Below are 25,669 nucleotides of genomic sequence, written 5' to 3'. Positions count from 1 at the left end.
TACCATGGCCCTCCCTTTTTTTGTTGCCTGCCACCATGCACTGTCCCTTCTGCGGTGCCAACGACACCAAGGTCATTGACTCACGTCTGGTCGCCGAGGGCGATCAAGTGCGTCGCCGGCGCGAATGCCTGGCCTGCGGTGAGCGTTTCACCACCTTCGAAACCGCCGAACTGGTATTGCCGCGCCTGATCAAGTCCGACGGCAGCCGCCAGCCTTTCGACGAAGACAAACTGCGCGCCGGTATGCAGCGCGCCCTGGAAAAACGCCCGGTGAGTGTCGAGCGCCTGGAAGCTGCGCTGGTGCATATCAAGCACAAGCTGCGGGCGACCGGCGAGCGCGAGGTCAAGAGCCTGGTGGTTGGAGAGCTGGTGATGGGCGAGCTGCAAAAGCTCGACGAAGTCGCCTATATCCGTTTCGCCTCGGTGTATCGACGCTTCCAGGACCTCAACGAGTTCCGCGAAGAAATCGACCGCCTGGCCCGTGAGCCTGCCAAACAATGACCCCACCGTCTGCCGAACAAGCTGTCCTCGACGCCCACTACATGGCCCGCGCCCTCGAATTGGCGCGCAAGGGCCTGTACACCACCCATCCCAACCCCCGGGTCGGCTGCGTGATCGTGCGCGATGGGCAGATTGTCGGCGAAGGGTGGCATGAACGCACCGGCGAGCCCCACGCCGAGCCCAACGCCCTGCGCGCCGCCGGTGACAAGGCCCGTGGCGCCACGGTGTACGTGACCCTCGAACCCTGTAGCCACCACGGCCGCACGCCGCCCTGCGCCGATGCGCTGGTGAGTGCCGGCGTGGCGCGGGTGGTGGCGGGTATGCAGGACCCGAACCCGGAAGTGGCGGGGCGCGGTATGCAGCGTCTGGCCCAGGCCGGGATCGAAATCTGCAGCGGCGTGCTGGAAAGTGAAGCGCGTGCGTTGAACCCCGGTTTCCTTAAACGCATGGAACACGGCCTGCCGTTTGTGCGGGTCAAGCTGGCGATGAGCCTGGACGGCCGCACCGCGATGGCCAGCGGCGAGAGCCAATGGATCACCGGTCCCGCCGCCCGTGCCGCCGTGCAACGCCTGCGGGCCGAGGCCAGCGTGGTACTGACCGGCGCCGACACCGTGCTGGCCGACGGTGCGCGCCTGACCGTGCGCGCCGCCGAGTTGGGCCTGGATGCAGAGACCACCGCACTGGCCATGTCGCGTCCGCCCTTGCGCGTGTTGATCGATGGCCGCTTGCGCGTGCCGCTCAACGCGCCGTTCTTCAAGGCCGGCCCGGCGCTGGTCATTACCTGTGTGACGCCGGAAAACCAGTTCCCCCGTGGCCCCGAGTGCCTGGTGGTGCCGGGCGTCGAGGGTCAGGTCGACCTGCGTTCGGCGCTGGTGGCCCTGGCGGCCCGTGGCGTCAACGAAGTGTTGGTGGAAGCCGGCCCAAGCCTGGCGGGCGCCTTTGCCCAGCAAGGCCTGGTGGATGAGTACGTGATTTTCATCGCCGGCAAGTTCCTCGGCTCCGCCGCGCGGCCTTTGCTGGACTGGCCGCTTGAGAAATTGGCGGACGCCCCCCAACTCAAGATCACTGAAATGCGCGCTGTAGGCGATGACTGGCGAGTCACTGCCATCCCTGTGCCAGCAGCGAGCGTATAATTCTGACCGGGCGCTCAAGAGCCCCGCACCGTTTTCCAGGAGAAGGCCATGTTCACCGGCATCATCGAATCCATCGGCAGCATCCGTGCCATGACCCCAAAAGGCGGCGACGTACGCCTGTCGGTTGAAACCGGCAAGCTGGACCTCGGCGACGTCAAACTGGGCGACAGCATCGCCATCAACGGCGTGTGCCTGACGGTCATCGAGTTGCCAGGCAACGGCTTTGCCGCCGACGTCAGCCGGGAAACCCTGGACTGCACCGCGATGAACGACCTCAAGGCCGGCAGCCCGGTCAATCTGGAAAAAGCCCTGACCCCGACCACCCGCCTGGGCGGCCACCTGGTCAGCGGTCACGTCGACGGCGTCGGCGAAGTGGTTGCGCGCAGCGAAAACGCGCGTGCCGTGGAATTCCGCATTCGCGCGCCCAAAGAGTTGGCCAAGTACATCGCCCACAAAGGCTCGATCACCGTCGATGGCACCAGCCTGACCGTGAACGCCGTGAACGGCGCCGAATTCGAACTGACCATCATTCCCCACACCCTCAGCGAAACCATCATGGCGTCTTACCAGCCAGGTCGCCGGGTGAACCTGGAAGTGGACTTGCTTGCCCGTTACCTGGAGCGCCTGTTGTTGGGCGATAAGGCCGCAGAGCCAACCGGCAGTAACATCACCGAAAGTTTTCTGGCCGCTAACGGCTACCTGAAATCCTGACCAAGGGGGTGCCGCGTGGCGCTCAATAGCATCGAAGAACTGGTTGAAGACATCCGCCAAGGCAAGATGGTCATCCTGATGGATGACGAAGACCGCGAGAACGAAGGCGACATCATCATGGCCGCCGAGGCGTGCCAGGCCGAGCACATCAACTTCATGGCCAAGCACGCCCGCGGGCTGATCTGCATGCCCATGAGCCGCGAGCGCTGCGAACTGCTCAAGCTGCCGTTGATGGCGCCGCGCAATGGCTCGGGTTTTGGCACCAAGTTCACCGTGTCCATCGAAGCCACGACGGGTGTCACCACCGGTATCTCCGCCGCTGACCGCGCACGCACCGTGCAAGCCGCTTCCGCCAAGGACGCCAAGGCCGAAGACATCGTCAGCCCCGGCCACATCTTCCCGCTGATGGCCCAGCCCGGTGGCACCCTGGCCCGTGCCGGCCACACCGAAGCCGCCTGCGACCTGGCGCGCATGGCCGGTTTCGAGCCAAGCGGGGTGATCTGCGAAGTGATGAACGACGACGGCACCATGGCCCGTCGCCCGGAACTGGAAACCTTCGCCGCCGAACACAACCTCAAGATCGGCACCATTGCCGACCTGATCCACTACCGGATGATCCACGAACGTACCGTTCAGCGGATTGCCGAGCAGCCACTGGACAGCGAACTGGGCCAATTCAATTTGGTGACCTACCGTGATTCAGTGGAAGGCGACGTGCACATGGCCCTGACCCTGGGCACCATTTGCGCCGAAGAGCCGACCCTGGTGCGTGTGCACAACATGGACCCGCTGCGCGACCTGCTGATGGTCAAGCAACCGGGTCGCTGGAGCCTGCGCGCCGCCATGGCTGCGGTTTCCGAGGCAGGCAGTGGCGTGGTGCTGTTGCTCGGCCACCCGCTGGATGGCGATGTGTTGCTGGCGCATATCCGCGAAACCGCCGACCACGCGCCGGTGAAAAAACCGACCACCTACAGCATTGTCGGTGCCGGTTCGCAGATCCTGCGTGACCTCGGTGTGCGCAAAATGCGCCTGATGAGCGCACCCATGAAATTTAATGCCATATCCGGTTTCGACCTGGAAGTAGTAGAATACGTGCCCTCCGAATAAAGGCCGGCGATCCTTGCCCCTTGTTCGCGGTTAAATCATCACTAAGGGACGCCGTTTGCGCGTCCCGGCTCTTTAAGAGATTTGTCGAATGACCCTGAAGACCATCGAAGGTACCTTCATCGCCCCCAAAGGCCGCTACGCCCTGGTAGTGGGCCGCTTCAACAGCTTCGTGGTTGAAAGCCTGGTAAGCGGTGCCGTGGACGCCCTGGTTCGCCACGGTGTGAGCGAGAGCGACATCACTATCATCCGTGCGCCTGGCGCCTTCGAAATTCCACTGGTTGCGCAAAAAGTTGCGCAGCAGGGTGAATACGCGGCGATCATCGCCCTGGGCGCGGTCATTCGTGGCGGTACTCCGCACTTCGAATACGTGGCTGGCGAATGCACCAAGGGCTTGGCCCAGGTGTCCATGGAGTTCGGCGTACCGGTTGCGTTCGGCGTGCTGACCGTGGATTCCATCGAGCAAGCCATCGAGCGTTCCGGCACCAAGGCCGGCAACAAAGGCGCTGAAGCTGCCTTGTCCGCCCTGGAAATGGTCAGCCTGCTGTCGCAGTTGGAGGCCAAGTGATTTCCGACGAGAGCGACAACTTCAACCCGCGCGAGCCACGTCCAGCCGATGCCGGCAAGCCGTCCAAGAACGAGAAGCGTCGCGCTGCTCGTCAGTTGGCGACCCAGGCCCTGTATCAGCGCCACCTGGCCGGTACTTCGCTGAACGAAATCGAAGCGCAGTTTCGCGTCGACAACGATTTTACCTTCGCCGACCTGCCGTACTTCCACGACATCCTGCACGGTGTGCATGCGCACCTGACCGAGATCGACACGGCCCTGGCCCCTTGCCTGGACCTGACCATCGAGGAGCTGGACCCGGTTGAACTGTGCGTGATGCGCCTGTCTGCCTGGGAACTGCTGTACCGCGTCGACGTGCCGTACCGCGTAGTGATCAACGAAGGCATCGAACTGGCGAAAGTCTATGGTTCGACCGACGGTCACAAGTTCGTCAACGGCGTGCTCGACAAGCTGGCCCCGCGCCTGCGTGAAGCCGAAGTGAAGGCGTACAAGCGCTAACCTGCGCTTGATTCGCAATGGGCGAGTTTGAGCTGATCCGCAAATACTTCGCCGCCGCGCCTTGTGCGCAGGGCGGCGAAGGCATTGCCCTGGGGATCGGCGACGACTGCGCCTTGCTGGCGCTCCCCGCCGGGGAGCAGCTGGCAATCTCCACCGATACCTTGGTGGCTGGGGTGCACTTTTCCGACCCCTGCGACCCGTTCCTGCTCGGCCAGCGCTCGTTGGCCGTGGCCGTGAGCGACCTGGCCGCCATGGGCGCCAACCCCCTTGCATTCACCCTTGCCCTCACCACCCCGACCGTCGATGCCGATTGGCTGCAACGCTATGCCCAGGGTTTGAACGCCATGGCGCAAAGCTGCGGCGTTGGCCTTGTGGGCGGTGACACCACGCGTGGCCCGCTGAGCCTGACCCTGACCGTGTTTGGCCGGGTGCCCGCCGGGCAGGCGTTGACGCGCGGCGGGGCGCAGCCGGGCGATTTGTTGTGTGTGGGCGGCGAGTTGGGAGATGCCGCTGGCGCCTTGCCACTGGTGCTGGGCCAGCGCAGCGCCGAGGCGGCGATTGCCGAGCCGTTGCTGGCGCACTATTGGTCGCCGCAACCGCAGTTGGCGTTGGGGCTGGCGTTGCGGGGCAAGGCGACCTCGGCCATGGATATCTCCGACGGGTTGCTGGCCGATTGCGGGCATATCGCCAAGGCCTCGGCTGTCAGCCTGTTGATCGAACGCCAGCGGTTGCCGTTGTCCCAGGCGCTGCTGGCGTTTGTCGGTGACGACGACGCGCGCGTGGCGGCCTTGAGCGGGGGCGACGACTACGTGCTGGCGTTCACCCTACCGCCCGGCGAACTGGCGTCGCTGCTGGCAAACGGTTGGCCGATCCATGTGATCGGCCGGGTCGAGGCGGGGCAGGGCGTGACGCTGCTGGACGCCAACGGCCAGGACATCACCCCGGCCGTGCGTGGCTATCAGCACTTTCGCGAAGCGCCGTAAGTCGGCGACCTGCGCTAATCTCTACAGGGTCTTTACGGAGTAGGAGCTTGTCACCATGGATGTGCGCCACTGGCTGCTGATCCTGCTGTGCGCCTTCATGCCTCTGGCCTACGCCGATGAGGCTCCCGGCAAAGTCATGCTCGCCAGCGAAGCCTGGGACGACTACACCAACGCTGATGGCAGCGGCCTGGCCTGGGACGTGTTGCGTGAAGTGTTCGAGCCGGCCGGGATACAGCTGCAAACCCGCACTGTGCCGTATACCCGCTCGGTTGGCCTGGCCCAGCGCGGCGAGGTGGATGGCTGGGTCGGTTCCTACCGGGACGAAGCCACCGGCGTGCTCTACCCCCATTGGAACTTTGACTCCGACCACATCTACGCCCTCGGGCTGGCCAGCACGCCGACGCCAACCCTGGCGACACTGGGCGACTACCGCTTGGCCTGGGTGCGTGGCTACAAGTACGAGGAATATTTGCCCAATGTCCACCGGTTCAACCAAATCGAACGCCGCGATGGCATTTTGCCGATGCTGCAACACGGTCGGGCAGACTTCTATATCGATGCGCTGAGCGAGGCGAAGTACGTCCTCAGTCAATCCGAGGAGCCGTCGAAGTTCCAGCTCACCCACATTGCCGAGCTGCCGTTGTATATCGGCTTTGCCGATACTGAGCGGGGGCGGGCGTTGATGGCGGTGTATGACCAGCGCGTCGAGGCATTGGTGAAAAGCGGCGAATTGAAGGCGATCTTCGAGCGCTGGAAGCAACCCTACCCGTTCTGATCTGCATAGAACCGAGTGGAAGGCCAATCGAACCTATTGATCTTTATCAACGATAATTCAGCTTAAGCGTCTGTAGGAACGTGCTGTTACAATGGCCGCCTTTGTAAAAACTGAAATCAGGAGCACACGGTGCCCGTCGTTTTCGTCGCCGCTTCCAAGCTGCCTACCCCTTTTGCCACGTTCACCATGAACGGCTTTCTTGAAGAAGCCACCGGGCGCGAGCACGTTGTGCTCAGCCTTGGCGATATCGCTGACGGCGCACCGGTGCTGGGCCGCGTGCACTCCGAGTGCCTGACCGGTGACGCCCTGTTCAGCCAGCGTTGCGACTGCGGTTCGCAACTCGAAGCAGCGATGCGCGCCATCGCCCGTGAAGGCCGTGGTGTGCTGTTGTACTTGCGTCAGGAAGGCCGTGGCATTGGCCTGATGAACAAGATCCGCGCCTACGAGCTGCAAGATGGCGGCGCCGATACCGTCGAGGCCAATGAGCGCCTGGGCTTTGCCGCCGACCAGCGCGACTACGCGATCTGCCTGCCGATGCTCGAACACCTGGGGGTCAAATCCCTGCGCCTGATGACCAACAACCCGCGCAAGGTCAAAGCCTTGACCGAGATGGGCATCACCGTCGCCGAGCGCGTGCCGCTGCACACCGGGCACAACCCGCACAACAAACTCTACCTGGCCACCAAGGCCAGCAAGCTCGACCACATGATGGGCAACGAGCACCAGGGCGAGGTTGACCGCGCGTGACCCGTGGCCAGGTGAAACGGCGACTGTCCTTCAACTGGTGGCAGTACCTGGCCCTGGCACTGCTGCCCTTGTTTGTGATCAACCTGGTGTTCGGCCAAGCCGAATCCCTGCTGCCCGTGCTGGCCATGCCGTTCTTTATTGCCGGCGTGGCCTCGATGTTTCTCAGCCTGCGCTATTTCCACGGCTATAAACACGCGCTGATCGCCACCTCGAAAGCCCTCGACACCCCCGAAGAACCCGCCGCCTGGATCACCCTCGCAGCCCGTCGGCGTACCGCCTTGCTGATTGCCGCCGTGCCCGCCTGGATCGGCGCGCTGGCCGTGTTTGTCGGCCTGGAAGCGGTGCCGTTGTTTCTATTGGCGCTCTCGACCCTGGTGCTGTTCTACCTCTATCGCATCCCCCGTCAACTGGGATGAAGCGCCCCTGGCTGGCGCTCCTGCTGCTGGCATGCAGCGTCCAGGCGCAGGCGGCCGAACGCGTGGTCAGCCTGGCGCCATCCCTCTCTGAAATCGTGGTTGAACTGGGCGCCGCCGACCTGCTGGTGGGCGTGCTCGACGGCGGCGAACGGCCCGCCGCCCTGGCGACGCTGCCGTCGGTCGGGCACTACGGCCAGTTGAACATCGAGCGCCTGCTCAGTCTCAAGCCCGACCTGATCCTGCTCTGGCCCGGCAGCGTCGGTCCGGCGCAGCGTGAGCAGTTGCAGCGCTTGAACATCCCCGTCTACGTGGCCGAACCCCATAGCCTTGAACAGCTCGCCAGCCAGGTCCAGGCCATCGCGGACTCGTTGGGCCGTGCAGATGCCGGGCGCCAGCTGGCCGCACAGTTGCGCCAGCGCCTGGGCGAACTGCGCCAGCGCTACCATCGGGATCAGCCGTTGCGGGTGTTCTACCAAGTGTGGAACCAGCCGCTCTACACCGTGGGCGGCGGGCAGATCATCAGCGATGCGCTAAGCGTTTGCGGCGCACGTAATGTGTTCGATGACCTCACATTGCCCGCCCCGCAGGTGAGTATCGAATCGGTGTTACAGCGTGATCCCGAGGTGATCCTGGTGGGGGATCAAGCTCAGAAAGATGCCTGGAGTGTCTGGCCAAACATGGCTGCACGCGTGCGGTTGGTGCCGGATAAAGGGCTGGAGCGGCCCAGTGGGCAGATGGTGGAGGCGGTGGCGCGGTTGTGTCAGGTGATATCGCCTGACCTGTGAGACCGCTATCGCAGGCAAGCCAGCTCCCACAGTTTAGATCTGTGAATACATTCAAAATGTGGGAGCGGGCTTGCCCGCGAAGAGGCCAGTGCAGGCGCCGATCAAATCTCAGGTGTCCAGGGCACACCAACCATCCACACCCGGCCTTCTTCCCGATAAGCCTGATTGTTCTTGAAGTCCGCATCGTCATAGCTATACATCGCCCGCGCAAACGACTTGTCCAACAGGTTATCGACCTTCAGCGACAACGCCACTTCCCGATTCAACGCCCAACTGCTGCGCAAGCCGAGCAGCGCATAGCCGCCCAGGCGTTGTGTGTTGTCCTGCGCGTCATAGCTGCTGCTGATCGCCTGCCAGCTGGCGCCCACCCCCAGCCGATCGAACTGCCGGTCCAGGTCCAGGCTCAACGTACGACGCGCCCGGCGGGCCAGGGTGTGGCCACTTTCGCGGTCACGCGGGTCGATAAGCGATAGCCCCAGGTTGCCTTGCCAGCCAAACAGCTCTTGCTTGAGCGCGGCCTCAAAGCCATTGATACGTGCCGATGCGACGTTTTGCGGCTTGCTGGCGCTGTCGAGGATGATCGCATCGCGCAGGTCGGTACGGTACAGCGAGGCTTCCAGGCGCGTGCTGTCGCTCAATTGGCTACGCCATTGCAGCTCGTAGCTCTTTGAGGTCTCGGGCTGCAGGTTCGGGTTGCTGTACTTGGTGTCGGGGTAATACAGGTCGTTGAAGGTCGGCGCGCGGAAGCCTTCGCTGTAGCTCAGCAGCAGGTCGTTATCGGGGTTGAGCGGCAAGGTGACGCTGGCGCTCCAGCTGTTCTGCCCGCCGAACTGCTGGTTCTGGTCGCGACGCAGGCCCAACTCGGTCGAGAACCACGCGCCGTGAAAGCGATGCTGCACAAACGCGGCGCGATTCCAGCGGCTGTTTTCGGTAAAGGTGGTGGAACCGTGGAAACGGTCTTCGTACCAATCCGCGCCGAGTATCAGGTTGTTCTGCTCGTTCAGGGTCAGGTCGTTCTGCCAGTTGACCGAGTCGCGGTAGGTGTTGAACACGCTGAATTCATCGCTGAGGGTGTCGCGCTTGGTGTCGCGATTCTCGCTGTGGCCCAGTTCCACGCGCGACTGCCAGCGCTCACCGAGGCTCGCGTCGACATAGGCGCTGGCGCTGCTCACGGTGTAGTTGGTGTAGGGTTTTTGCCCCACGCTTTGCCCGCTGGCGAAGTCATAACGGCCGAAGCTGTTGTCGTATTCGGACTTGCCACGGCTATCCAGCAGGTTGAAGCCCACCGACAGTTCATCGCTGAAAGCATGACTGAGGTTCACGCTGATGGACTGGTTGCGATAGGCATCATGGTCGCCATCGCTGGGGAATGACGCATGTGTCGAGTTGATGCCCGCCGTTTCATCCAGACTCGCGCCCAGGTTGAAGCGCGTGCGTTCATCACCCCCGGACAGCCCGAGGCTGCGCTCCCAGGTCTGGTGGCTGCCAAAGCCCAACTTCAAGCGCGGTTGTAGACCTTGCCCGGCATTACGCCGGGTGAAAACCTGGATCACCCCGCCAATCGCGTCGCTGCCGTAAATCACCGAGCGCGAACCGCGCAGCACTTCCACCCGTTCGATCTGATCGACATTCAGGTATTGCAGGCCGCTGTCGCCGGAGGTGGTGTTGGCGATGCGCTGACCGTCCACCAGCACCAGGCTCTGGGCGGATTTTGTGCCGCGAATATAAACCCCCGGCAAACTGCCACGCCCGCCGGTGGGGGCGATTTGCACGCCGGGCGCGCGGCTGAGCAGATCCGTGAGGCTGGTGGGTTGCAGGCGGTCGATGTCGTCGCGGGTGAATACGGTGTTGGCGGCGCTGCTGTCGTTGCGCGCCTGCACCTGGCGGTTGGCGCTGATGACCACGTCGGGGAGGGTGAGCGCTTGGTCGCGGGTGTCGGCGAGCAGTTCGGGGGCAGGTAGAAGCAGCAGGGCGAGGTGCAGGCGTTTCATGGTCTGTCCTTAGAGTTTGAAGTCGACACAAAACAAATGTGGGAGCGGGCTTGCCCGCGAATGCGGTGGGTCAGCTACCAATAAGCTGGCTGATCCACCGTATTCGCGGGCAAGCCCGCTCCCACATTTTGATCCGGTTTCGATCGGGGGATTGGGTTACAGGCCCAGCAGCGCCATGCGCTCGCGCACCGACGCTTCAATCCCTGCCTCATCCAACCCACACTCCGCCAGCATCTGCGCCGGCTTGGCGTGTTCGACGTACACATCCGGCAAGCCCAGGTGCAGCACCGACTTGAGGATGTTCTCCCGCGCCAGGAACTCGCTGACCGCCGCGCCCGCACCGCCCATGATGGCGTTTTCTTCGACCGTCACCAGCAGTTCATGGCTGGCGGCGATTTCGCGTACGAGGGCTTCGTCCAACGGTTTGACGAAGCGCATATCGACCACGGTGGCGTCGAGCTTCTCGGCGACCTTCAAGGCTTCGGCCAATTGCACGCCAAACACCAGGAAGGCGGTCTTGCTGCCTTGGCGGCGCACGATGCCCTTGCCGATCTCGATCGGTTCCAGGTCCTTCTCGATCACCGCATTCGGGCCGTTGCCGCGCGGGTAGCGCACGGCGGCCGGGCCGTTGTACAGGTGGCCGGTGGTGAGCATCTTGCGCAGTTCGTTTTCGTCGCTCGGCGTCATCACCAGCATGCCGGGGATGCAGCGCAGGTAGGACAAGTCGAAGCTGCCGGCGTGGGTCGGGCCGTCTTCGCCCACCAGGCCTGCGCGGTCGATGGCGAACAGCACGTCGAGGTTCTGCACCGCGACGTCATGCACCAACTGGTCGTAGCCACGTTGCAGGAAGGTGGAGTAGATCGCCACCACCGGTTTGGCGCCTTCACAGGCCATGCCGGCGGCGAACGTGACGGCGTGCTGCTCGGCAATCGCCACGTCGAAGTAACGCAGCGGGAAACGCTCGCTGAACGCCACCAGGTCGGAGCCTTCCTTCATCGCCGGGGTAATGCCCACCAGGCGCGGGTCGGCGGCGGCCATGTCGCACAGCCATTCGCCGAACACACCGGAATACTTCGGCCCGCTGGCCTTTTTCGGCGCGGCGGCGGGAGCGTCCAACGGTTCCAGCTTGGTGATGGCGTGGTAGCCAATCGGGTCGACTTCCGCCGGGGCGAAGCCTTTGCCTTTCTTGGTGACGATGTGCAGGAACTGCGGGCCCTTGAGGTCACGCATGTTGCGCAGCGTGGCGATCAGGGTCGGCAGGTCGTGGCCGTCGATCGGGCCGATGTAGTTCCAGCCCAGCTCTTCGAACAGGGTGCCGGGTACCAGCATGCCCTTGGCATATTCTTCGGTGCGCCGGGCAATTTCCCACGCGCCGGGCAGACGCGAGAGCACCTTCTTGCTGCCTTCACGCATGCTGGCGTAGGTGCGGCTGGAGAGGATCTTGGCCAGGTAATTGGACAGGCCACCGACGTTGCGCGAGATCGACATGTCGTTGTCGTTGAGGATCACCAACATGTTGGCGTCCACTTCCGGCGCATGGTTCAGCGCTTCGAAGGCCATGCCCGCGGTCAGCGCGCCATCACCGATCACCGCAATCGCCTTGCGATCGCTGCCTTGCAGGCGGGCGGCGATGGCCATGCCCAGCGCGGCACTGATGGAGGTGCTGGAGTGGCCGACGCCAAAGGTGTCGTACTCGCTCTCGGCGCGGCGCGGGAAGGCGGCAATGCCGTCCTTCTGGCGCAGGCTGCCCATTTGTTCGCGGCGGCCGGTGAGGATTTTATGCGGATACGCCTGATGGCCCACGTCCCACACCAGCCGGTCGTCCGGGGTGTCGAACACGTAATGCAGGGCGATAGTCAGCTCGATGACGCCCAGGCCGGCACCGAAATGCCCACCGGTCTGGCCGACCGTGTAGAGCAATTCCAGGCGCAACTCATCGGCCAGGGTTTCCAGCTCGGCTTCACCCAGACGACGCAGGCCGGCCGGCGTGGCAGCACGGTCGAGCAGGGGCGTGGACGGGCGCTTGCGGGGAATCTCTTGAAACGTCGTGGGCATCAGGCGAATCGTTATAGGTATAAGAAGAGGCGGCAGTTTACCTCAAGCATCGCAAACTGCCCACGCAGAGCGCCGAACTTGGCCGATATGCGGCCGCAAAGGCCGCCCTGATCAGTGCCGGCGTTCGACGATATACCGCGCCAGGTCACGCAGGGGCTCGGCCGCCGCGTCGAAAGGTCGCAGGGCGGCCAGGGCCAGGTCGCGCAGTTCCAGGGCATAGGCCTTCGCGGCTGCAAGCCCGAGCAGTGCCGGATACGTCGGCTTGTCCCGTGCGATGTCGGCGCCCTGGCGTTTGCCGAGGGTGGCGGTGTCACTTTCGACGTCGAGGATGTCGTCCTGCACCTGGAACGCCAGGCCGATGGCGCGGGAATAGGTGTTCAGCGCCGCCAGTTGCGCGGCGTCGGCGCGGCCACTGGCCAGGGCGCCGAGGTGCACGGCGGCTTCGATCAGTGCACCGGTCTTGTGCCGGTGCATGTATTCCAGGGCCTGTTGATCGAGCTTCTGGCCGACCGAACCAAGGTCGATGGCTTGACCACCGACCATCCCGGCAGGGCCCGCGGCGACGGCCAGGGCGGTGACCATGCGCAAGCGGATCTCGGCGTTGACGCTGCTCAGCGCAGGGTCCAGCAGGGCGCTGAACGCCAGGCTTTGCAGACCGTCACCGGCGAGAATCGCACAGGCTTCGTCAAAGGCCTTGTGGGTGGTCGGCTGGCCGCGACGCAGGTCGTCGTCGTCCATGGCCGGCAAATCGTCGTGTACCAGGGAGTAGGCGTGGATCAACTCCACCGCACAGGCCGCGCCATTGGCCTGCTCGGCCGGTGCGCCGAGGGCTTCGCACGCGGCATACGCCAGCAACGGGCGCACACGCTTGCCGCCATTCATCACGCTGTAGCGCATGGCTTCATACAGGCGCTTGAGTTCGGGGCTTGGCGCAACAAACAAGGGCTCCAGCGCCGCATTGACCCGGGCTTGGCTACTGGCCTGATACGCGTCGATCATTCCGGCTGTTCCGCATCGAAGGGTTCTTCGGCCAACTCCCCGTCACGCTCCAGCAGCACCTGGACCTTCTGCTCCGCCTGCGCCAAGGCGCTCTGGCAGTCGCGGGTCAGGCCGATGCCTTGCTCAAACGCTGTCAACGAGTCTTCCAGCGACAACTCGCCGTTCTCCAGACGCTCGACCAGGGTTTGCAGGTCGGCGAGGGATTGTTCGAAATCGAGTGCAACTTTTTTGCGGGCCATGGCGGCTATTCCGGTAGACGGTAAACCGGCGCGACACTAGCAGACATGGGGATGCTGGGCAAATAAGCGGGCAAATGAGCGGGGCGGCTCAATCGCCCAAGGCATTGATTTGATAACGCGTACTACGGCCTCCGCCGGGCAATCGCACCAGGCAGTTTTTCTCCAGCAGATCAGCCAGGTGACGCGTGGCGGTCGCCTTCGACACCTTGGCCACGGCCTGGTACTGGGCGGCGCTGATACCCTGTTCAAAGCCCTTTTCCCCGCCGTCCAGCAAGCGGTTGAGCACTTTGATCTGTTCGGCAGACAGCACGAGGTCGCGGTGCTGCTGCCAGAACCGGCTCTTGTCGAGCACCCGGTCAATCTGCGCCATGGCCTGTTGCACGCTGCGCAGCAAGGTCTTGAGGAACCATTCGAGCCAGTCGGTGATATCCAGCGTGGCTTTTTGGCTCGACTCCAGCGCCTGGTAATAACCCGCGCGGTCCTCAAGGATGCTGGCCGACATGGCATAAAAACGAATGGCCTGGTGCTCGCCCTGGGCCAATGCCAGGTCAGTGATGGCGCGGGTCAGGCGACCATTGCCGTCGTCGAACGGGTGCAGCGTGACAAACCAGAAATGCGCGACGCCGGCGCGGACGAGTGGATCAAGCTCCGGTTGGTCGCGGCTGGTTTCGAACCATTGCAGGAACTCATCCAGCGCGTGTTCCAGGCCTTTGCGCGGCGGCGCCTCGAAATGCACCGTCGGTCGATCAAGCCGGCCCGACACCACCTGCATCGGCTCATCCCCGCGCAATGCGCCGATATTCAGCGCACGCGCAGCAAAACCGGCTTCAGGCGTCGGGAACAACAAATGATGCCAATTCAAAAGGCGGGCGAGGGTAAAGGGTTGGGCGAATTGTTGCGTGGCATCCAGCACCAGCTCCGCCAGGCCTTCGCTGCGGCGGCTGACGCGGGCGTCCTTCACCGGCTCCAAACCCAGACGTCGCGCCAGGGACGAGCGTACCGAGCCCACATTCAACTGTTCCCCCTCGATTGCCGAAGAAGTCAGGATATTTTGCAGCAACGCATCCAGTTCATTCTGCGCGTTGACCGCCTGGCTGACCGTGCCGAGCATGCCCAGCAGCTTGCCTTGGGCTTGTCCGCACTCGCGCAACAAGACCGCCAGGCGACCCGGTTGCCAGTGGAAGTGCGGCCAGTCGGCGTGTTGCCAGACCCAGAAGGGGTGGTCCATGGAGCAGTACCTGAGTGGGTGAGCCGAATAAAAAGGCTATTCGGCTCATTTGGTGAGCCGATTGTGCAATGTATTCGGCTCACCGTCCACCGTCAGAAATCGTACTTGAAGCCCGTCATCAGATTCCGCGGCGCCCCGTAAACCCCGGCGCTGGTGGTGGTGAAGTACTCCTTGTCGAACACGTTGTTGAGGTTCACCGACGCCGACAGGTTTGGCGTGATTTCGTAGCGCGCCATCAGGTTGGCCACGGCATAGCTTTCCTGGGTGTAGTAGCTCAGGTCGAAGCCGGTTTTGCTCTGCCAGTTGAAGCCGCCGCCGACGGTCAGTTTGTCCAGGGGGCCGGACAGGCGGTAGGTGGTGAACAGTTTCATGCTGTGGCGGGGGATTTGTGTGGCGATGCGTTGGTCATCGGCGTCGGTGCTGACGCTGTAGGTGTAGCCGCCGGCGGCGTTCCAGCCCGGGGCCAGTTCGCCGTTGAGTTCCAGCTCCACGCCCTGGGTGGTGGTGCCTTGCACGGCTTTGTAGGCCTGGAACAGTGTGGGCGTCAGCTTGTTGCCGTCTGGCTGTGAGAGGTTGTCCTGCTCCAGGCGGAACAACGCCAGGCTGGTGTTCAGCGTGTCGTCATTGAAGCTGCCCTTGATGCCCAACTCATAGCCGGTGCCTTCCAGCGGCGCCAGGTAGGAGCCGCTGACGGTCTGGTCGCTTTGCGGGCTGAAGATCTTGGTGTAGCTGCCGTACACCGACCAGCGGTCGCTGAGGTCGTAGACCAGGCCGCCATAGGGGATGAACACGCCGTTTTCTTCGCGGTCGAGGTGGATGTCGTCGTAGCCTGCGGCGGTGTAGGAGACGTCGTCAGTCTGCTTCCAGTTGATCAGGCGCCCGCCGAGGATCAGGCTGGTGGCGTCATTGAGGTGCCAGCGCGAGGTGAGGTAGGCCGAGTACTGGTTTTCCTTGAAGTCCTCTTTGCCCTTTTTCTCGAAGTCGGGCTTGGGCGCGCTGCCGTCCCAGTCGTAGATCGGCCCGATGGTGCCGTCGTAGCCGGTCCAGGCGCGCATCCAGCCGCCGTAGTCCGGCGCGTTGGTATTGCGGATTTGCGACAGCTGCATCCCGGCGATCAATTCATGCTCACGCCCGAGGAATTCGAACGGGCCGGTGACATAGGCGTCTATCGCGTTCTGCTTGGGGTTGCCCTGAAACTTGTTGGGGATCACCAGGCCGCCCAGGCCGGTGGCCGGGTCGGGGTTGCCGGAGAGAAAGTCGATGGCCGAATCGTATTTGTTTTCGGTGCGGGTGAAGTCGAGCTTGGCGCTCCAACCGTTATCGAACTGCTGCTCCAGGGACGCGAAGTAGCTGGTCTGCTGGTGATCGTAGAAGGACCAATCGGTGGCGGTGTTGTAGGAACGCTTGAAATCCGTACGCCCGCCAGCGCTGTCGAACAGGGGGAAACCGCTACGCGGCGGCGCGTTGGTGTGCACGGTCTGGTAGCTGAAACCCAGGGTCAGCAGGGTGCTGTCGCTGAGGTCGAACTCGCTGATGCCGTAGACCAGGTTGGTGTCCTGCTTGTAACGATCGACCCAGGAATGCTGGTTCTTGTAGTCCATCACCATGCGGCCACGGATATTGCCGGCGTCGGTGAGCGGCCCGGAGACGTCCACCGAGGTGCCGTAGCGGTCCCAACTGCCGGCTTCGCCGCTGATGCTGGCCTGGGGCGTGGCGGTGGGTCGTTTGCGGATCAGGTTGATGGTGGCCGACGGTTGGCCCATGCCGCTGATCAGGCCGGTGGCGCCGCGCACCACTTCGACGCGGTCGTACATGGCGGTGTTCTGGGTGTAGTTGTCCATGCGCGACGAGGTCGGTACGCCGTCGATCTCGAAGTTGCTGATGGCGAAACCGCGCGAGTAATAGGCGTCGGAGTCCGCGCCCTGGCCTTCGCGTACCACGGTGATGCCGGAGGTGGCCTCCATGGCGTCCGTCAGGTTCGAGAGTTTCTGGTCGGCGATGCGCTGCTGGGTGATCACCGTGACGGACTGCGGGGTTTCCTTGAGCGCGATGTTCAAACGGTTGGAGCTGCTGGACGACTGCGTGGTGTAGGAACCGGTACCTTCGGTGGTGGAGCCGGGCGCCTTGCCGGAGATGCTCACTGGCGCCAATTGCAGGGTGTCGCTCGCACTGGCCGGGATATCGATCACAAAACTGCTGGCGTTCGGCTGGCTGTAGCGGGCGTGGGTGCCGCCGGTGAGGATGGCCAGCGCTTGCTGTGGGGTATGTTCGCCGTGCAGTTCAGCGGAACGCAGGCCATTGGCTTGTGCCGCGTCGTACAGCACTTGGTAGCCGCTTTGCTGCGCGAACTGGTCCAGCGCGTCGGTGAGCGATTGCGCGGCGATATTGAAACTTAAACGTTGGCTGCTCGCCGCGTTTGTCGTCGGCGTGGCCGCCTGGACGTAGGACAGTGGCAAGCTGGCCGCCATCAAAGCGACCGCCAGCGGTAAGTAGTTGAACCCCGTGACCTGTGAATACGGCATACATCCTCCCCGGACTACAAATGATAATTCTTCCTAAGTGCGGGGTAAGACGCAGCAGGCAGCCGAATTACCGTGGGAGGCGAAAATAATTTTTGCGTGGCGATCAACCGCGCACGATCAGCACGCGACGGGTGAGTGCGGTGGTACGCAATTTTTGGGTGCTGATCAACGCGTCGAGGGCGCTGTCGATCTGTTTCAAGTTGAAGCTGGCGCTGATGGGGCGCTGACCGACCTGCTCGTCGAGCCATATCACCCGGCCGCCCTGATAGCGCATCAACTCCTCCAGCACCTCGCGCAACGGTGCATTGCGCACGCGCAGTTGGCCGTCGCGCCAGGCCAGCAGGCGCTCGGCATCGACGGTGTGCGGCGCTTGTACCTGGCCCTCGATGACCTTGAGTTGTTCGCCCGGTTGCAGCACCTGATGTTGCCCGCCGCCCATCACTTCGACGCGGCCGCGCAGCAGCGTGACTTCGTCTTCGGCCGTGCCATGGCTGACGGCAAACGCCGTGCCCAGCACGCGTACCCGGGTGTTGCCGGTTTGCACCACGAACGGCCGGCCATCGTGGCTCACGTCGAAGAACGCCCGCCCGCGCAACAGGTGCACGCGGCGTTCATCATTGTTGAGGCTGATATCGACGGCGCTGTCACTGTCCAGGTGCACCTGCGAGCCGTCGGCCAGGGCGATGTCCTGCTGCTGCCCGGTGGCCGTGGCGTAATCACTGCCCCAGGTATTCAGCGGCGGGGTCATCAGCATCAGCGTGGCGAAGGCCAGCAACACGCAGGCAGCGGCGGCATACAGCGTGCGTCGTGGCAGCGGCCGGCGTCGTTCGCTGCGTCGTACTGCGTGGGCCGGTTGCTCCAGCAGGCGCCAGAGCATTTCCACATTCTGGTAGGCATTGGCATTCAGCGGGTCCGCACGCCACAGCGCGTACGCATTGCGCTGCTCGGCGCTGACGTCTGCGCTGCGCAGGCACGTCCACCAATCCAGCGCTTGCTGATCACGTTCGGACGGCGAGGGTGCAGGGTGATTATTCATCGGGACTCGTTGCCTTGCAGGACCGCCGCGCAATGGGCCATGGCCTTGTTCAAATGCCGCTCGACCGCACGGGCATCCAGGCCCAGGCGAATGGCGATTTCCTTGTAGCTCAGTTGCTCGACCCGGGCCAGCAGAAACACTTCACGGGTGGGCGAGGGTAGCCCATCGATCAGGCGCTGCAAATGCTCCAGGGTATTTCCGGCGATCGCACTGCCTTGTGGGTCGGCGTCACCGGCCAGGTCTTGCAGTTCCTGCTCGTCGCGAATGCCGCGTACGCGGTTGCGGCGGGCGTGGTCGATGCTCAGGTTGTTGGCGATGCGGTAGAGGAAGGCGCGCACGTTGCCGATCTTGGCGACTTCGCTGTTCATCAGGCGGATAAACGCGTCTTGCAGCAGGTCGTTGGCGGTTTCGCGGCAGTTCACCCGGCGCGTGAGGTAGGCCAGCAGTTCATTGCGGTGACGGCGATAGAGCGGGCCGAGGTTGCGGTTGCCGGGGTCGTCGGACATGGCACGAAGCGCCGCTCAGGGGGTGGGGGAAGGGATGGTAGTGCTAATGAGAAATTGTCGCAAGAACACTGGTTCGCGACGCCAGCGTGTGGCAGAGGCGGTTATCACAGTAATGGCCTAGTGCTATTCTGCGCCACGACCTGCAGCCACCCGTGGACAGTGCAGGCACAAAAAGCGCGTTTGAGGAGATAGGGATATGTCGTTGTTGGCGTTCTTGCAGGCCAAAAAGTACTCAAGCTCGGGGCGTGTGCATGTCGCGCCGAATATTCCCAAGAAGCTGCTGAGCAATGCCCTGGCGGCTTACGATCTGACGCTGGACCCCAGCGACGTGGTGGTGTTGATCGACGACACCATGTTCGGCAGCGGCAAGGACGGCTGCCTGATCGGGCATGACTGCCTGGCCATCCGCGAAACCTTCAGCGACGCTGTCAGCTATGCCTACAGCGAAGTGCAGTCCCTGGAGATTCAGGGCAGCAAACTCTTCCTCAACAAGCGTCAGGCGATTGCCTTCAACATGCCGGACAAGGCCGATCTCAACCAATGTTTCTCGTTGGTGCTGGAGTGGATGCGCAGCCAGTCCGGTGATCAGCCCAGCGCCAAGCGTGCCGAAGTGAAAGCGGCGGCCGGCAGCCAGGAATTGAGCGCTGCGCAAGTCGACGCCGTGGTGCAAATGACTGTCAACCTGGCCGAGCGCCTGGGCCTGGAGCGCGTGTACGTGCGCCCGCACATCCCGCAGAAAAAACTGCAGGCGGCACTGGAGTCCTACGGCGCCAATATGCGCGAAGACGAAGTGCTGGTGCTGATCGACGACACCCTCTTCGGCGGCGCCAAGGAGGGCGTGCTGATGGGCGAGAGCAAGCTGGCGCTGAAAATGGTATTTGAAGCGCCGCGCCTGTTTTTCTGGCGCCATCTGGAAGGGTTGTCGGTGGAGAAGCGCGACCTTTACATCAATGCGCGCAAAGTCGGTTCCTTCACCCAGGTCGGCGAAAAGGAACTGGGCGAGTTTTTCTCACTGATCGACCAAGCGTTGGTGGATGCGCGCCAAGCCTCGGCCGATGACATTCCGCTGCCCGAGAGTGCGGCGCCTGAGCCTGTGCAAACCGAAGAAATCTTCGCCCTGGCGGTCATTGACGACAGCGAAGCCAGCAGCCCCTCCGAGCAACAGAAAAAAGCCGGCGCCAAGGACAAACTGCTGGGCTACGTCGCTGTAGCCATCGAGCAAAACAAACCGAAGATCCTGCCCTTCCTCAAGGAGAAAACCGGCGAGGCGTCCCTCGCTGCTTTGCGTGATGACGCTAACGTCGAGAAGCTTGGAGGGTTCATTTATGCCTTCCTGCCGGGCGTGGTGCGCCTGGCGCTCAAGGAAGAAACCTTCGTGCGCTTCGTCCTGGAAAACCGCAACAAGCTCCTCGACAAACTGCTGGTCGGCGAAGCTGAACGTGTCGCCGCGCTGCCGGACATCACGCCGGTGAACCGTGGCTACCATGCCGACCTCGACGACCTGTTGATGGATGACGAGCCAGGGGTGCGTCCGGGGCAGCAACCGATCGAGACCCTGGGCGTCATCTTGCAGGAGCTCAAGCAAGAGCTGCACGACGATCCAGAGGCCGAATTCATCTGGCAGTTGCCCATTGGCTTCCTTGAAGCGCTGCTGCCCAAAGCCGAAAAACTGATCGGCTTCCCCGACAAGAAAGTCGAGGACCAGGTCTTTTTTGCCTTGGCCCTCATGTATGGTTTTTCCTTCCACAAGGTGCCCGAGGCGGTGCGCAGCCAAGAGAAGATTCTGGAAAGTTTCCTCAACGGTTTCGGCGTCATCTTGAGTGGCTACGAAGAGCACAACGCCTTCAGCACCTTCAACGTCGATGATGACGTGATGCCCATGTTGCTGATCATGACCAAGGTGGCGAGCAAACAGCAGCTCAATGAACTGGTCAGGAAAATGCTCGACGAACACGCTCTCGTCGCCGAACCGGGCGACTTCGAGATGGACGACATCATGTCGTTGCTGCGGGAAGCCAACAACGGCGCAGTGGCCTGGGTGGACGCACTGACCCGCATCAGCGTTGATCGCGAACGCGAAGTGCAACGCAAATGGGGCGACGTGCTCAACTAAGACCGTGACGGGCGGCCAGTTTCAACCAGGCGTTCAAACTGGCACTGCCCTTGCGCACCGTCCAGGCTGGCCTCAAAGGCCAGCAAGCCGGCAAGCACCTTTTGCTGGGCTTCAATCTGCGTGATCAGCTCGTGTTTTTTCTGCGCAATCGCCTGCGCTGCGCGCTGCTGCGCCAGCGCATTGCCGGGGTCGCCGTGGAGGATTTCCTGCAACTCCTTGAGCTTGAACCCCAGCTGTTGCGCGCACTTGATAAACATCAGCAGCTCGACACTCTGCTCGGAATAGACCCGGTACTGGCCCTCCCGTCGGGGCGGCGGCAACAGGCCAATCGCCTCATAGTGACGAATCGCCTTGATGGTCGTGCCTGACAGTTGCGCGGCTTTGCCGATGTACATGAAAACTCCCTTTTCCTGCGAGTGCGCTGGCTTGTTTCAGCCATTTTTCCCGTCGTGCTGTTGTCGATCCCAACACCGGCCCGAACAGCAACGTCTGGGTCGACTTGATGCCGCAAAACGCCAGGGTGGCCGTGCGCATCTGATGGACGCCCGGCATGCGATAGATCCAGCGGTAATACCATGGCGGCGTGTCCAGGGCCACCAACAAATGTGCGGTCCTGCCCGCTAACAGCTTGTCGGGGAATGCCTTGCCCGAGCGGTATTTGAACGCAAAACCGGGTAGGAAAATGCGGTCGATAAAACCTTTCAACAACGCCGGGGTGCCGCCCCACCAGATCGGGAACACGAAGGTCAGGTGAGTGGCCCAGAGGATGTCGGCCTGGGCGCTGAGCAGGTCGGGTTCCAGGGCTTGGATCTGGCTGTAGCCGTTGTGCAGGATCGGGTCGAAATCCAGCTCGCCCAGGCGTAGGACGCGCACCTCATGGCCGGCGCTTTTTGCGCTGCGGGTGTAGGTATCGGCGAGGGCGGCGCAGAAGCTGGTGGTGGCGGGGTGGCCGAGGATGACCAGGATGCGGTGGGGCATGGTGGGGTGTCCTGAATGGGGGATTCAGGGTAGGGGGTGCTGTATAGGGGAGAGTCAAGGGGAGCATTTGTGCAAGGCGCCCCTTGCACAATTTCATCGTGCTGTGACGTTCACAGGCTACCGAGAGCAGAGTCTGCCAGCGAGCTGCCGGCTGGGTATCTATCTGGGGTTGATGAAAAGCATGTTCAGTGTCAAATTGGTTTATTATTTTCTTAAATAATCACCTTTTAGGTGTGTATGGAATATGAAAATAAACCAGTTGCTTGCTGACTGGCCGTCTGGTTCCGTCGCAACTCAGGCATGGCTTCATGAGCACGGCGTGGGGCCTGGCCTTGTGCGCAAATACCAACTCAGCGGGTGGGTGGAGCGTGTCGGTCATGGTGCGTGGAAACGAAAGGGCGACGAGATAGATTGGCAGGGCGGTGTATTCGCATTACAGCAAGGCACTTCGGTTGAGGTTTGGCCAGGAGGCGCGACTGCGTTGAGTTTGGTCGGATACAGCCATTACCTGACATTTGGAAAACCGACTGTCGATCTGTTCGGCACACCGGCTGCCGTCCTTCCAGGCTGGTTCCGTAAGTACCCTTGGAATGTCAACGTCAGCTTCAATCCGGGTGGGCTATTTGCCGCGATGGAAGACTTGGCGTTACAAGTTTTCCAGGTGCCTCGCAGCCGATTTGAGTTAAAAATCTCCACCCCGGAACGCGCAATACTTGAACTCATCCATCAAAGCGCCAATGAAGTGCTTTTCAGCAGTGTGGTCGATGTATTCGCTGGGTTGGGAGCCTTAAGCCCGAGACGCCTGCAACGCCTGCTTGAGTCGTGCAACTCCGTTCGAGTCAAACGTGTTTTTCTTCTGCTGGCACGAAACTCAAGTCACGCGTGGTATAGGCGTATAGATCTTTCCAGCATCGATCTAGGGAAGGGCAAGCGCCAAATCATCCGGGGTGGTCGACTCGATAAAGAGTTCCTTATCACCGTGCCGGAGAGCTTTATCAGTGGCGCTTGATGCTCGTTATATCGCTCAGGTTCGTTTGTTAGTGCAGGTCATCCCTTACATTGCGGCGGAGCGATGTTTTGCGCTTAAAGGTGGAACGGCCATCAATCTGTTTGTACGTGACCTGCCTCGTCTATCCGTGGATATCGATTTGGCGTATTTGCCCAGTTCGAATCGCCAGCAGGCGTTGACCGACGTTCGCTAGGCGCTTCGACGCATTGCTGACGCAGTTGGGCGAGGCTTGCCTCAGGTAGTTACCTCTGTTCAAGCGAATCGAGACGATGAGTTACGGGTTCTAATCAGAAGCCCGCAGGCACAAATCAAGGTTGAAGTTTCGCCAGTGATTCGCGGCACTGTTCATGCCCCTCAAGAGCGTGATGTGGTGGCATTGGTTGAAGACGATTTTGGGTTTGCCTCCATCGCGGTAGTCGCCTTGCCCGATCTATATGGTGGGAAAATCTGCGCTGCGCTGGACCGGCAGCATCCCAGAGACCTCTTTGACGTGATGTTGATGCTGCGTGAGGAAGGTTTGACGCGTGAGATCTTTGAGGGCTTTCTGGTGTACTTGATCAGTCATCGACGCCCCATAAGTGAACTGCTTATTCCACGATGGAAGCCTTTCACGGAGTTGTTCCAGGCTGAGTTCGCAGGCATGACTCGCGAACCTGTCACGCTTGAGCAAGTGGCGGCAACCAGGCAGCGTTGCTGGCAGCAATGCGACAACAGTTCTGTGAACAAGACGCTGCCTTTTTACTCTCGCTCAAACGCGCCGAACCGGATTGGACGTTGCTAGGCCTGACGGGGGTTGACCAACTGCCGGCTGTGCAATGGAAGCTGCGTAATATCGCAGAGATGTCAGTTGCCAAGAGGGATGAGGCATTCGCGAAACTGGATCGTGTGGTTGGCCAGATACTGGGTGCGCAGGCTTTTTGATGATTGAACCAGACCTATAGTTGTCCGGTTCGTATTTGTGCAGCAGCCTGCTGCACAAACAACAAAAGCCTGCTTTTTCAAGGCAGGCATTTTGTTTGACGCGCTGTGTTTAGTCCTTGCGCGCCGTCAGCGCCGAGTAACCATTCATCAAGTTGCGGTAGTTCGGGATGCGCTGGGACAGCAGGTTCCCCAAACCTTCGATATCGTTGCGCCAGTCGCGGTGCAGCTCACAGGCCACCGAGAACCAGTTCATCAGCTGCGCGCCGGCCTGGGTCATGCGGCTCCATGCGGCCTGCTGCACGGTGGTGTTGAACGTGCCCGACGCATCGGTGACCACAAATACCTCAAAACCCTCCGCCAGTGCCGACAGGGTCGGGAACGCGACGCACACATCGGTGACCACACCGGCAATGATGATCTGCTTGCGGCCGGTGGCCTTGATCGCCTTGACGAAGTCTTCGTTGTCCCAGGCGTTGATCTGGCCAGGGCGGGCGATGTACGGCGCATCCGGGAACATCTCTTTCAGCTCCGGCACCAGCGGGCCGTTGGGGCCCTGTTCGAAGCTGGTGGTGAGGATGGTCGGCAGGTCGAAGAACTTGGCCAGGTCTGCCAGGGCGAGCACGTTGTTCTTGAACTCGTTGGGCGAGAAGTCTTGCACCAGGGAAATCAGGCCGGTCTGGTGATCGACCAGCAGTACGATGGCGTCGTCTTTGTTCAAGCGGTTGTAGGTTGGCGTGCTCATGGTTGAATCCTTTTTTGTTCAGGTTGGTTGGGCGTTGCGTTCAACATGGGCACAGATTAATGGGTGGGCTTCGGGTGATAAATCGGCTGTGGTGTGTCTTACTGTCAACTCAAAAGGGACAATGTGAGGCGGGAGGTGGTTTTGGTTCGCTCGGCGTTGCTGTGAAGGCCGCGGGGGTATTTTTTGAATGAGGGCGAGTTACCGATGATTGACGCTCAGGTCGCTCTGACTTTCTTGCGGGCATTAAAAAGCCGGCTTGTGGCCGGTGTTCTTATTAAATATGTTGTTGATTTTAAAATACTTTATTTTTGCTTGTCGTATTGACCCACACTTTGACCCACACTGATGCGAGTTGCTGCCCTGGGAGGCTGATCTCAGATGTTCCTAGGGCTCATCATTTCATGCTTCGCTAGGACGGCCCTGATTGCCTCCTGGATCTCGCGCATTCGCTTCTCGGCAATCCTGTTAGCTTCTGACTCCTGCTCAGCCGAAAGTTCGGGGGTCTGTTCGTTGAGGTATACCTGCCAGCCAGCCAGTCGTCTCAGGCTGGCGTCCAGGTGCTTGGTGGTCACCTCGAGCCTGATCTTGTTCAGCTCCTGCGCAAGCTTGCTTGAGTTGCGGGTGATTGTTTTCTCCAGGGCCTCGCGTCGCTTTCCCTCTTTCTGATCTTGGCTCGACTGCAGGGCGCCTGCGATCAGGCTTTCTATGATCGCTGTTTCGGTGGTGTCAGCATTTTTTGCAAGGATTTTTAGCTTGTCCTTGGTGTTGAGAGGCAGGGTGAAAGAGCACGTTTTTCGCCCGCCTTCCGCCAGTCTATAGCGCCGCTGTCTGATGGAGTTTCTCATCCGTTCAATGAGCTTTACGCCTGCTGCATATTTTTCTAGCTCATGGATCGACTCGGCGAGCGAGTGGTAAAGCATGGGGGGTGTCGGGCTGGGCTTGGCCTTAAGCCCTTCAGGCCATCGCTTCGACAGGTAGCTCGCTGCCCACTCCGCCTCTTTGCGATCGAGTTCATTTAGCCAGCTTGGCGCATTTTCAGTCTCAGCCATCCCCTCTTACCCCTCCCGTTTAGCGGTGCCGGTGCGCCGCACTCGTTCGATTTTTGACGATC

At 61.7% G+C, this 25,669-nt stretch carries 25 protein-coding genes and 1 pseudogene; 14 read left to right on the top strand and 12 right to left on the bottom strand.

Features of this window, described 5'->3' with window-relative positions; translation table 11 throughout:
* Window positions 1-35: 35 nt before the first annotated feature.
* From nrdR to B348_RS0113430, 11 genes are all read left to right on the top strand, one after another.
* Window positions 36-500 carry a transcriptional regulator NrdR gene (gene nrdR / locus B348_RS0113480; protein ID WP_017736640.1) on the top strand — a complete coding sequence of 155 codons (465 nt, stop codon included), beginning with the start codon at window positions 36-38 and terminating at the stop codon, window positions 498-500.
* On the top strand, window positions 497-1,633 hold the full coding sequence (ribD, locus tag B348_RS0113475) for a bifunctional diaminohydroxyphosphoribosylaminopyrimidine deaminase/5-amino-6-(5-phosphoribosylamino)uracil reductase RibD (protein ID WP_017736639.1): 1,137 nt from the start codon (window positions 497-499) through the stop codon (window positions 1,631-1,633). The genes nrdR and ribD overlap by 4 nt, the downstream gene beginning before the upstream one ends.
* Window positions 1,634-1,681: 48 nt before the next feature.
* A complete protein-coding gene (locus B348_RS0113470) occupies window positions 1,682-2,344 on the top strand; it encodes a riboflavin synthase (protein ID WP_017736638.1) in 663 nt (220 codons plus the stop codon).
* Window positions 2,345-2,359: 15 nt separating this feature from the next.
* Window positions 2,360-3,451 carry a bifunctional 3,4-dihydroxy-2-butanone-4-phosphate synthase/GTP cyclohydrolase II gene (gene ribBA, locus B348_RS0113465; protein ID WP_017736637.1) on the top strand — a complete coding sequence of 364 codons (1,092 nt, stop codon included), beginning with the start codon at window positions 2,360-2,362 and terminating at the stop codon, window positions 3,449-3,451.
* Between the two features lie 88 nt (window positions 3,452-3,539).
* Window positions 3,540-4,016, top strand: a complete 477-nt coding sequence (ribE, locus tag B348_RS0113460) for a 6,7-dimethyl-8-ribityllumazine synthase (RefSeq protein WP_003176356.1) — start codon at window positions 3,540-3,542, stop codon at window positions 4,014-4,016.
* Window positions 4,013-4,513, top strand: a complete 501-nt coding sequence (nusB, locus tag B348_RS0113455) for a transcription antitermination factor NusB (RefSeq protein WP_017736636.1) — start codon at window positions 4,013-4,015, stop codon at window positions 4,511-4,513. The genes ribE and nusB overlap by 4 nt, the downstream gene beginning before the upstream one ends.
* A gap of 17 nt (window positions 4,514-4,530) precedes the next feature.
* Window positions 4,531-5,496, top strand: coding sequence for a thiamine-phosphate kinase (thiL, locus tag B348_RS0113450; RefSeq protein ID WP_017736635.1), 966 nt, complete (start codon window positions 4,531-4,533; stop codon window positions 5,494-5,496).
* Between the two features lie 55 nt (window positions 5,497-5,551).
* Window positions 5,552-6,271, top strand: coding sequence for an ABC transporter substrate-binding protein (locus B348_RS0113445; protein WP_017736634.1), 720 nt, complete (start codon window positions 5,552-5,554; stop codon window positions 6,269-6,271).
* Window positions 6,272-6,400: 129 nt separating this feature from the next.
* On the top strand, window positions 6,401-7,018 hold the full coding sequence (gene ribA / locus B348_RS0113440) for a GTP cyclohydrolase II (RefSeq protein WP_016978544.1): 618 nt from the start codon (window positions 6,401-6,403) through the stop codon (window positions 7,016-7,018).
* A complete protein-coding gene (locus tag B348_RS0113435) occupies window positions 7,015-7,434 on the top strand; it encodes a nuclear FMR1 interacting 1 family protein (protein WP_017736633.1) in 420 nt (139 codons plus the stop codon). Before ribA ends, B348_RS0113435 begins: the two co-directional genes overlap by 4 nt.
* Window positions 7,431-8,219: a cobalamin-binding protein gene (locus B348_RS0113430; protein ID WP_017736632.1), complete on the top strand. Its 789-nt coding sequence runs from the start codon at window positions 7,431-7,433 to the stop codon at window positions 8,217-8,219. The genes B348_RS0113435 and B348_RS0113430 overlap by 4 nt, the downstream gene beginning before the upstream one ends.
* A gap of 101 nt (window positions 8,220-8,320) precedes the next feature.
* Here the strand turns inward: B348_RS0113430 and B348_RS0113425 are convergent, their stop codons facing one another.
* The 8 genes from B348_RS0113425 to B348_RS01000000130025 all read right to left on the bottom strand — a co-directional run bounded on the left by B348_RS0113425 (window position 8,321) and on the right by B348_RS01000000130025 (window position 18,795).
* Entirely contained in the window at window positions 8,321-10,210 is a 1,890-nt protein-coding gene (locus B348_RS0113425) for a TonB-dependent receptor domain-containing protein (RefSeq protein ID WP_017736631.1), read from the bottom strand.
* Between the two features lie 156 nt (window positions 10,211-10,366).
* Window positions 10,367-12,265, bottom strand: coding sequence for a 1-deoxy-D-xylulose-5-phosphate synthase (dxs, locus tag B348_RS0113420; RefSeq protein WP_017736630.1), 1,899 nt, complete (start codon window positions 12,263-12,265; stop codon window positions 10,367-10,369).
* Window positions 12,266-12,376: 111 nt separating this feature from the next.
* Entirely contained in the window at window positions 12,377-13,264 is an 888-nt protein-coding gene (gene ispA / locus B348_RS0113415) for a (2E,6E)-farnesyl diphosphate synthase (protein ID WP_017736629.1), read from the bottom strand.
* Entirely contained in the window at window positions 13,261-13,503 is a 243-nt protein-coding gene (locus B348_RS0113410; protein ID WP_003176346.1) for an exodeoxyribonuclease VII small subunit, read from the bottom strand. Before B348_RS0113410 ends, ispA begins: the two co-directional genes overlap by 4 nt.
* Window positions 13,504-13,591: 88 nt before the next feature.
* Window positions 13,592-14,731, bottom strand: a complete 1,140-nt coding sequence (locus B348_RS0113405) for a Fic family protein (protein WP_017736628.1) — start codon at window positions 14,729-14,731, stop codon at window positions 13,592-13,594.
* A 92-nt stretch (window positions 14,732-14,823) separates the two neighbouring features.
* Entirely contained in the window at window positions 14,824-17,253 is a 2,430-nt protein-coding gene (locus B348_RS0113400; RefSeq protein ID WP_017736627.1) for a TonB-dependent siderophore receptor, read from the bottom strand.
* A 103-nt stretch (window positions 17,254-17,356) separates the two neighbouring features.
* A complete protein-coding gene (locus B348_RS0113395) occupies window positions 17,357-18,289 on the bottom strand; it encodes a FecR family protein (protein WP_017736626.1) in 933 nt (310 codons plus the stop codon).
* A complete protein-coding gene (locus B348_RS01000000130025) occupies window positions 18,286-18,795 on the bottom strand; it encodes an RNA polymerase sigma factor (RefSeq protein WP_017736625.1) in 510 nt (169 codons plus the stop codon). Before B348_RS01000000130025 ends, B348_RS0113395 begins: the two co-directional genes overlap by 4 nt.
* Window positions 18,796-18,991: 196 nt before the next feature.
* Here B348_RS01000000130025 and B348_RS1000000130500 point away from each other — a divergent pair, with 196 nt between their 5' ends.
* Window positions 18,992-20,908 carry a hypothetical protein gene (locus tag B348_RS1000000130500; protein WP_017736624.1) on the top strand — a complete coding sequence of 639 codons (1,917 nt, stop codon included), beginning with the start codon at window positions 18,992-18,994 and terminating at the stop codon, window positions 20,906-20,908.
* Here the strand turns inward: B348_RS1000000130500 and B348_RS0113380 are convergent.
* Window positions 20,905-21,303 (bottom strand): MerR family transcriptional regulator, encoded by a 399-nt coding sequence (locus B348_RS0113380; RefSeq protein ID WP_017736623.1) that lies wholly within the window; start codon window positions 21,301-21,303, stop codon window positions 20,905-20,907. The two genes, B348_RS1000000130500 and B348_RS0113380, sit on opposite strands and share 4 nt — an antisense overlap.
* Window positions 21,242-21,886: an NAD(P)H-dependent oxidoreductase gene (locus B348_RS0113375; protein ID WP_017736622.1), complete on the bottom strand. Its 645-nt coding sequence runs from the start codon at window positions 21,884-21,886 to the stop codon at window positions 21,242-21,244. The genes B348_RS0113380 and B348_RS0113375 overlap by 62 nt, the downstream gene beginning before the upstream one ends.
* Before the next feature lie 244 nt (window positions 21,887-22,130).
* On the opposite strand from B348_RS0113375, the gene B348_RS0113365 reads away from it, so the two are divergent.
* The gene (locus tag B348_RS0113365) at window positions 22,131-22,895 is read left to right on the top strand and encodes a type IV toxin-antitoxin system AbiEi family antitoxin (RefSeq protein WP_017736620.1); all 765 of its coding nucleotides are present in this window, start codon (window positions 22,131-22,133) and stop codon (window positions 22,893-22,895) included.
* Window positions 22,885-23,816, top strand: a pseudogene (locus B348_RS01000000130015) (nucleotidyl transferase AbiEii/AbiGii toxin family protein). Before B348_RS0113365 ends, B348_RS01000000130015 begins: the two are co-directional and overlap by 11 nt.
* A gap of 109 nt (window positions 23,817-23,925) precedes the next feature.
* Here B348_RS01000000130015 and ycaC read toward each other — a convergent pair.
* Together ycaC and B348_RS0113350 are read right to left on the bottom strand one after the other, a co-directional pair.
* On the bottom strand, window positions 23,926-24,558 hold the full coding sequence (ycaC, locus tag B348_RS0113355) for an isochorismate family cysteine hydrolase YcaC (protein ID WP_017736618.1): 633 nt from the start codon (window positions 24,556-24,558) through the stop codon (window positions 23,926-23,928).
* Between the two features lie 374 nt (window positions 24,559-24,932).
* Window positions 24,933-25,607 (bottom strand): hypothetical protein, encoded by a 675-nt coding sequence (locus tag B348_RS0113350; RefSeq protein WP_017736617.1) that lies wholly within the window; start codon window positions 25,605-25,607, stop codon window positions 24,933-24,935.
* Window positions 25,608-25,669: the final 62 nt, after the last annotated feature.

It is taken from the genome of Pseudomonas sp. CBZ-4 (assembly GCF_000346755.1).
Classification (GTDB): Bacteria; Pseudomonadota; Gammaproteobacteria; order Pseudomonadales; family Pseudomonadaceae; genus Aquipseudomonas.
This window is presented reverse-complemented; position numbering and strand designations above follow the sequence as displayed.

Coding starts and splice junctions, on each gene's coding strand:
- nrdR (WP_017736640.1), top strand. CDS start 36: ATGCACTGTCCCTTCTGCGGTGCCAACGACACCAAGGTCATTGACTCA.
- ribD (WP_017736639.1), top strand. CDS start 497: ATGACCCCACCGTCTGCCGAACAAGCTGTCCTCGACGCCCACTACATG.
- B348_RS0113470 (WP_017736638.1), top strand. CDS start 1,682: ATGTTCACCGGCATCATCGAATCCATCGGCAGCATCCGTGCCATGACC.
- ribE (WP_003176356.1), top strand. CDS start 3,540: ATGACCCTGAAGACCATCGAAGGTACCTTCATCGCCCCCAAAGGCCGC.
- thiL (WP_017736635.1), top strand. CDS start 4,531: ATGGGCGAGTTTGAGCTGATCCGCAAATACTTCGCCGCCGCGCCTTGT.
- B348_RS0113445 (WP_017736634.1), top strand. CDS start 5,552: ATGGATGTGCGCCACTGGCTGCTGATCCTGCTGTGCGCCTTCATGCCT.
- B348_RS0113430 (WP_017736632.1), top strand. CDS start 7,431: ATGAAGCGCCCCTGGCTGGCGCTCCTGCTGCTGGCATGCAGCGTCCAG.
- B348_RS0113425 (WP_017736631.1), bottom strand. CDS start 10,210: ATGAAACGCCTGCACCTCGCCCTGCTGCTTCTACCTGCCCCCGAACTG.
- dxs (WP_017736630.1), bottom strand. CDS start 12,265: ATGCCCACGACGTTTCAAGAGATTCCCCGCAAGCGCCCGTCCACGCCC.
- ispA (WP_017736629.1), bottom strand. CDS start 13,264: ATGATCGACGCGTATCAGGCCAGTAGCCAAGCCCGGGTCAATGCGGCG.
- B348_RS0113410 (WP_003176346.1), bottom strand. CDS start 13,503: ATGGCCCGCAAAAAAGTTGCACTCGATTTCGAACAATCCCTCGCCGAC.
- B348_RS0113405 (WP_017736628.1), bottom strand. CDS start 14,731: ATGGACCACCCCTTCTGGGTCTGGCAACACGCCGACTGGCCGCACTTC.
- B348_RS0113400 (WP_017736627.1), bottom strand. CDS start 17,253: ATGCCGTATTCACAGGTCACGGGGTTCAACTACTTACCGCTGGCGGTC.
- B348_RS0113395 (WP_017736626.1), bottom strand. CDS start 18,289: ATGAATAATCACCCTGCACCCTCGCCGTCCGAACGTGATCAGCAAGCG.
- B348_RS01000000130025 (WP_017736625.1), bottom strand. CDS start 18,795: ATGTCCGACGACCCCGGCAACCGCAACCTCGGCCCGCTCTATCGCCGT.
- B348_RS1000000130500 (WP_017736624.1), top strand. CDS start 18,992: ATGTCGTTGTTGGCGTTCTTGCAGGCCAAAAAGTACTCAAGCTCGGGG.
- B348_RS0113380 (WP_017736623.1), bottom strand. CDS start 21,303: ATGTACATCGGCAAAGCCGCGCAACTGTCAGGCACGACCATCAAGGCG.
- B348_RS0113375 (WP_017736622.1), bottom strand. CDS start 21,886: ATGCCCCACCGCATCCTGGTCATCCTCGGCCACCCCGCCACCACCAGC.
- B348_RS0113365 (WP_017736620.1), top strand. CDS start 22,131: ATGAAAATAAACCAGTTGCTTGCTGACTGGCCGTCTGGTTCCGTCGCA.
- ycaC (WP_017736618.1), bottom strand. CDS start 24,558: ATGAGCACGCCAACCTACAACCGCTTGAACAAAGACGACGCCATCGTA.
- B348_RS0113350 (WP_017736617.1), bottom strand. CDS start 25,607: ATGGCTGAGACTGAAAATGCGCCAAGCTGGCTAAATGAACTCGATCGC.